This is a genomic window from Streptomyces sp. NPDC060205, assembly GCF_042728395.1.
In the GTDB taxonomy this organism is placed as follows: domain Bacteria; phylum Actinomycetota; class Actinomycetes; order Streptomycetales; family Streptomycetaceae; genus Streptomyces.
Window position 1 is genome coordinate 1 of record NZ_JBHWZP010000487.1, and the last position, 5,275, is coordinate 5,275.

A 5,275-nucleotide genomic window follows, 5' to 3' on the forward strand; every position below is an offset into this window, starting at 1 on the left:
GTTCCCCGCGCCCCTGAAGAGCGCGCCCCCTGCCTTTAGGGGCGCGGGGAACTGCGCGGCCAGCCACCGTCGGTCCGCAGACGAAAACCCCTCGGTCAGCCCCCGGCTTTTAGGGGCGCGGGGAACTGCGCGGCCGGCCACCACCGGCCCGCGGGTTAAGACGGTCGGTCAGCCCCCCCGTCACGGGATGAGGCGGCGTTCCTTCGCCACGGATACCGCCCCCGCCCGCGTATCGACACCGAGCTTGGCGTAGACGCGCCCCAGATGCGTCTTCACCGTCGCCTCGCTGATGAACAGCGCCCGCGCGATCTCCCGGTTGCCGAGCCCCCGGGCCAGCTGCCCGAGAATGTCCCGCTCGCGATCCGTCAGCACGGCCCGCGGCGCCCGCAGGTTCGCCATGACCCGGCTGGCCACGGGCGCCGACAGCGTCGTACGCCCTCGCGCCGCCGCCCGGATCGCCGCGAACAGCTCCTCCGGGCGCTCGGCCTTCAGCAGATACCCCGTCGCCCCGGCCTCGATCGCCCGGGTGATGTCCGCGTCGGTGTCGTACGTGGTCAGGACCAGGACGTGCGGGGCGCCGGGCCCGCTGGTCAGCCGGCGGGTCGTCGCCACCCCGTCCATGCCCTCACCGAGCTGCAGGTCCATCAGCACCACGTCGGGGGTGAGCCGCGCGGCCAGAGCGAGCGCCTCCTCCCCGGTGCCCGCCTGCCCCACCACCTCGATGTCGGGTTCGCTGTCGAGCAGGGCGAGCAGCCCGGCGCGTACGACGGCATGGTCGTCACACACCAGGAGGCGTACGGGCGCATCGGTCATCGCGGCGTCTCCTCGGTGTGCGGGGCGATCGGAACGGTGGCGGTCAGGACGGCGCCCTCCCCCGGCACGGACTCGATGGCCAGCGTGCCACCGAGCTGCCGTACCCGCGCCCGCATCGCCCGGATCCCGTGTCCGCGCTCGCCGGACGGAGCGTCGGTGACGGCGGCGGGGTCGAACCCGCGCCCGTTGTCGGCGACGTCCAGGACCACCTGGTCGTCGAGCCGGGTGAGCGTGAGCGCGGCGTCGGTGGCGCCCGAGTGCTCCCGGACGTTGGCGAGCGCGCCCTGCGCGATCCGCAGGAGCGCGGACTGCGCACGGTCGGCCGGCGCGACCGTACCTCCGCCACCACCGACACCAGCGCCGACACCGTCACCGTCGCCGTCGATGTGCACGCGGACACGCAGCCCCGCGCCGGATTCCCGCGCCGCGAGAGCGCGCAGCGCGGCTTCGAGGCCGCCGCCCCTGGCGAGGTCGGCGGGCGCGAGGTCGTGCACGAAGCGGCGCGCCTCGGCGAGGTTGTGCTCGGTGACGGACGTGGCGGTACGGACGTGCGCACGGGCCTTGGCCGGGTCGGTGTCCCACGTCCGCAGCGCGGCCTGGAGCAGCATCTGCTGGCTGGACAGCCCCTGGGCGAGAGTGTCGTGGATCTCCATGGACAGCCGCTGACGCTCGGCGAGGACACCCTCGCGGCGCTCGGTGGCCGCGAGCTCCCGGCGGGTGCCGATCAGGTCGTCGATGAGGACGCGCTGCCGGGCCGCCTGTCGCCGCATGTGCACGAAGACCGCGGTGGCGAGGGTGGCGACGGCCATGGGTCCGACGACCAGGTCGAGGCTGAACCGCGGCGCCAGCGCGAGCTGCGCGGAGACGACGAGGAGCGTCAGGAACGCGACGAGGAGGTACGCGGCGACGGGCGGCAGAGCCCGCAGCGCGGCGTAGAACAGCGGCACCGCCACCCACGCGAAACTCGGCGCGCCGACGACGAGCACCGCCCAGGTGGCCACGACCGCCCCCAGCCGGATCAGCCGTGGCGCGGGCGGCCATGAGCCGGGGCCGCGCGACGGAACCGCCCCGCGGGGTGCTTCGGCCGTGGTCAGGGCCGTGTCGATCGCGTAGAGGACCGCCAGTACGACGGCAAGACCGATCACCCAGGGAGCGCGTGGCTCCTCGGCGTGGCGCTGGACGAAACGGGTCAGGGAGGTGGCCAGCAGCACGAAGAAGACGACATGCATGACCAGGGCCAGTCGGCGCTCGTCCGGATCGCCGGCGGGAACCGCCTCGCCGGGACGCGGCCCCGGGGGCGAACCGCTCTGATCGGACCGCACGTAGTCCTCCTGAATTGCTCCTGAAGCGCTCCTGAACTGGGTGAACACCTCCATTGTCGCCCAACGGGAGGGCCGGGGGATCAACCGATCGGTTGATGCCCGCATCGACCGATCCGCGCGCCGCGTACAGCCGATGCACCGACCGTCGGGCGCCGTGCCCGGACCCACGATGGATGACAGAGAAGGACGGCCCGCCGCACAGCAGGGGCCGCCACCTCCACCCCTACACATCCATCCGCACACCTTGAGGAATGGGCAGCCATGAAGCACGTCAAGAAGGTCTCCCGCCGTACCCGCGTCGTCACCGGTGGCGCCCTCGTCGCCGCCGTCACCCTCGGCGGCCTCGGCGCCTGGTCGGCGAGCGCCACCTCGTCGGTGCCCGCCGCCCAGGCAGCGGTGAAGGCCGACGCCTCGAACAAGAACCTGACGCAGTCCACCCGCCTCACGGTCGACGCCGCCAGCCGGGCCGCTCAGGCGGCACTCGACGCGGCACGCAAGGACAACCAGCGCGTCTCCGTCGCCGTCGTCGACCGCGACGGCAACACCGTGGTGACCCTGCGCGGCGACGGCGCAGGACCGCAGTCGTACGAGTCCGCCGCGAAGAAGGCGTACACGGCGGTGTCGTGGAACGCGCCCACCTCCGAGCTGGCCAAGCGCCTGGAGCAGGCCCCGAACCTGAAGGACATCCCGGGCACCCTGTTCCTCGCGGGTGGTGCGCCGGTCACCGCGAAGGGTGCGCCGATCGCGGGCGTCGGCGTGGCGGGCGCGCCGTCGGGCGACCTCGACGAGAAGTACGCCCGGGCGGGAGTCACGGCGCTGGAGAAGTAGGTTCCCGGCCGGCGGTGGCTTCCCCGCTGCCGGCAGGCTCCCGGCTGCCCGAAATCCGTTCGTCCGCCCGGTCGTCGACCGGCTACCGTGCTCGCGTGATGACCGCTGAGGACGTACTGTCCGCGCTCGCCGTGTTGCGTGAGGCGGCCGTCGACGTCTGGGTGGGCGGGGGGTGGGGCATCGACGCCCTCGTGGGAGAGCAGACCCGTCCGCACCGCGACCTGGATCTGATGCACCGCGAGGACCAGGAGGAGACCGTCGTGGCGGCCCTGGCGGAGGCCGGGTTCGCCGAGACGGTCGACTGGCGTCCCGTGCGGTTCGTGCTCACGGATCCGCACGGCCGCGAGATCGACCTGCACCCGCTGGTCTTCGCCTCGGACGGGTCCGCGGTGCAGGCCTCCCTGGACCCGCACCGCCCGTTCGCGTACCCCGCCCGGTGCTTCGTCAGCGGCACGATCCGGGGGACGACCGTCCCCTGTCTGTCGGCCGAGCAGCAGGTCTCCTTCCACCAGGGGTACGAGCCGGCCGACCGCGACCGTCATGACATGGCTCAGCTACGGCGGGTCTTCGGCGTCACCACCCACTTCTGACCCGCCGCCGGCCGGGGTGCCGTCAACTCCGCAGCCACACCGCCGTGTCGGAGGGCAGTCGGCCTTCGGTGTCCAGTGGCCCGCTGGAGAGAAGGACCTCCGTGTGGTCCGGCAGGGTGGCCTGGCCGTCGGCGAGGTTCACCACGCAGATGAGGTCCGGGGAGCGGTGGAAGGTGAGGACGCCGTCGGCGGAAGGCAGCCACTGCAGCGGGCCGTCGCCGAGGGCCGGGTCGGCTCGGCGCAGTTCCAGTGCGGCCCGGTAGAGGCTGAGCATGGAGCCTGGGTCGTCGGCCTGGTGGTCGGCGGCGTAGGCGGCCCAGCCCTCCGGTTGGGGCAGCCAGGGTTCGACGGCCGAGCCGAATCCCGCGTACGGGGCGTCGGCCGTCCATGGGAGCGGGACCCGGCAGCCGTCGCGGCCCGGGTCTGTGCCGCCGGAGCGGAAGTGCATCGGGTCCTGGATGCGGTCCCGGGGGATCTCCGCCTCGGGCAGTCCCAACTCCTCGCCCTGGTAGAGGTAGACGGAGCCGGGCAGGGCAAGGGTGAGCAGGGCGGCGGCGCGGGCCCTGCGGGTGCCGAGCCGCAGGTCGGTCGGTGTGCCGTAGGTCTTGGTGGCGAAGTCGAACCCGGTGTCCTGACGCCCGTAGCGGGTGACCGTGCGGGTGACGTCGTGGTTGCACAGCACCCAGGTGGCCGGCGCGCCGACCGGGGCGTGTTCGGCGAGGGTGTCGTCGATGGCCGCGCGCAGTCTGTCCGCGTCCCAGGGGCAGGACAGGAAACTGAAGTTGAAGGCGGTGTGCAGTTCGTCGGGGCGCAGGTAGCGCGCGAAGCGTTCGGAGTCGGGCAGCCACACCTCACCGACGAAGACACCCCCGTACTCGTCGGCGATGCGCCGCCAGGAACGGTAGATCTCGTGCAGGTCGTCCCGGTCGATGTACGGGTGCGGGTCGCGGCCCTCCACGAACTCGGGCAGGTCGGGGTCCTTGGCGGGCAGTGCGGCGGAATCGATGCGCACGCCCGCCACTCCGCGTTCGAACCAGAACCGCAGCACCTCCTCGTGCTCCTCCCGCACGGCGGGATGCGCCCAGTTGAGGTCGGGCTGCTGCGGGGTGAACAGGTGCAGGTACCACTCGCCGTCCTCGACCCGGGTCCAGGTCTGGCCGGAGAACTGCGAGGGCCAGTCGTTGGGCGGGAGTTCGCCGTGTTCGCCGCGGCCGGGGCGGAAGTGGAAGAGCTTGCGTTCGGGGCTGCCGGGACCGGCGGCGAGTGCGGCCCGGAACCAGGCGTGCTGGTCGGAGACGTGGTTGGGCACGATGTCCACGATGGTGCGGATGCCGAGTCCGCGGGCCTCGGCGATCAGCCGCTCCGCCTCGGCCAGGTCTCCGAAGGCCGGGTCGATGACGCGGTAGTCGGCGACGTCGTAGCCGCCGTCGGCGAGCGGGGACAGGTACCAGGGGGTGAACCAGATCGCGTCGACGCCCAGTTCGGCGAGGTAGGGCAATCTCGACCGGACGCCCGCGAGGTCCCCGGTGCCGTCACCGTCGCCGTCGGCGAAGCTGCGCGGATACACCTGGTAGATGGCGGCACCGCGCCACCAGTCGTCGGTGTGTCCGGGGGGCGTTGCGGGCTGAGGGGCTGCCACGTGTCGGTCCTTTCGGGGCAGGGGTGGTTCTCCGCCGCCGCCCCGGACAGCGAGGCGTCGGGAACGGGGCGGCGGCGGAGGAT

Annotated in this window: 5 protein-coding genes; 2 read left to right on the forward strand and 3 right to left on the reverse strand. The window is 72.9% G+C overall.

All coding sequences use genetic code 11. From position 1 onward, the window contains the following. Nucleotides 1–180 precede the first annotated feature (180 nt). Together ACFWGJ_RS41540 and ACFWGJ_RS41545 are read right to left on the reverse strand one after the other, a co-directional pair. Nucleotides 181–813 (reverse strand): response regulator, encoded by a 633-nt coding sequence (locus tag ACFWGJ_RS41540; protein WP_387334148.1) that lies wholly within the window; start codon nucleotides 811–813, stop codon nucleotides 181–183. Then, nucleotides 810–2,135: a histidine kinase gene (locus tag ACFWGJ_RS41545; RefSeq protein ID WP_387334149.1), complete on the reverse strand. Its 1,326-nt coding sequence runs from the start codon at nucleotides 2,133–2,135 to the stop codon at nucleotides 810–812. The genes ACFWGJ_RS41540 and ACFWGJ_RS41545 overlap by 4 nt, the downstream gene beginning before the upstream one ends. A 261-nt stretch (nucleotides 2,136–2,396) precedes the next feature. On the opposite strand from ACFWGJ_RS41545, the gene ACFWGJ_RS41550 reads away from it, so the two are divergent. Both ACFWGJ_RS41550 and ACFWGJ_RS41555 read left to right on the forward strand, forming a co-directional pair. After that, nucleotides 2,397–2,963, forward strand: a complete 567-nt coding sequence (locus ACFWGJ_RS41550) for a heme-binding protein (RefSeq protein ID WP_387334150.1) — start codon at nucleotides 2,397–2,399, stop codon at nucleotides 2,961–2,963. A gap of 98 nt (nucleotides 2,964–3,061) precedes the next feature. Then, nucleotides 3,062–3,553 (forward strand): nucleotidyltransferase domain-containing protein, encoded by a 492-nt coding sequence (locus ACFWGJ_RS41555; RefSeq protein WP_387334152.1) that lies wholly within the window; start codon nucleotides 3,062–3,064, stop codon nucleotides 3,551–3,553. Between the two features lie 22 nt (nucleotides 3,554–3,575). On the opposite strand, the gene ACFWGJ_RS41560 is transcribed toward ACFWGJ_RS41555, so the two are convergent. Beyond that, nucleotides 3,576–5,192, reverse strand: coding sequence for a glycoside hydrolase family 13 protein (locus tag ACFWGJ_RS41560; protein WP_387334151.1), 1,617 nt, complete (start codon nucleotides 5,190–5,192; stop codon nucleotides 3,576–3,578). Between the last annotated feature and the right edge of the window lie 83 nt (nucleotides 5,193–5,275).

Coding starts and splice junctions, on each gene's coding strand:
- ACFWGJ_RS41555 (WP_387334152.1), top strand. CDS start 3,062: ATGACCGCTGAGGACGTACTGTCCGCGCTCGCCGTGTTGCGTGAGGCG.
- ACFWGJ_RS41540 (WP_387334148.1), bottom strand. CDS start 813: ATGACCGATGCGCCCGTACGCCTCCTGGTGTGTGACGACCATGCCGTC.
- ACFWGJ_RS41550 (WP_387334150.1), top strand. CDS start 2,397: ATGAAGCACGTCAAGAAGGTCTCCCGCCGTACCCGCGTCGTCACCGGT.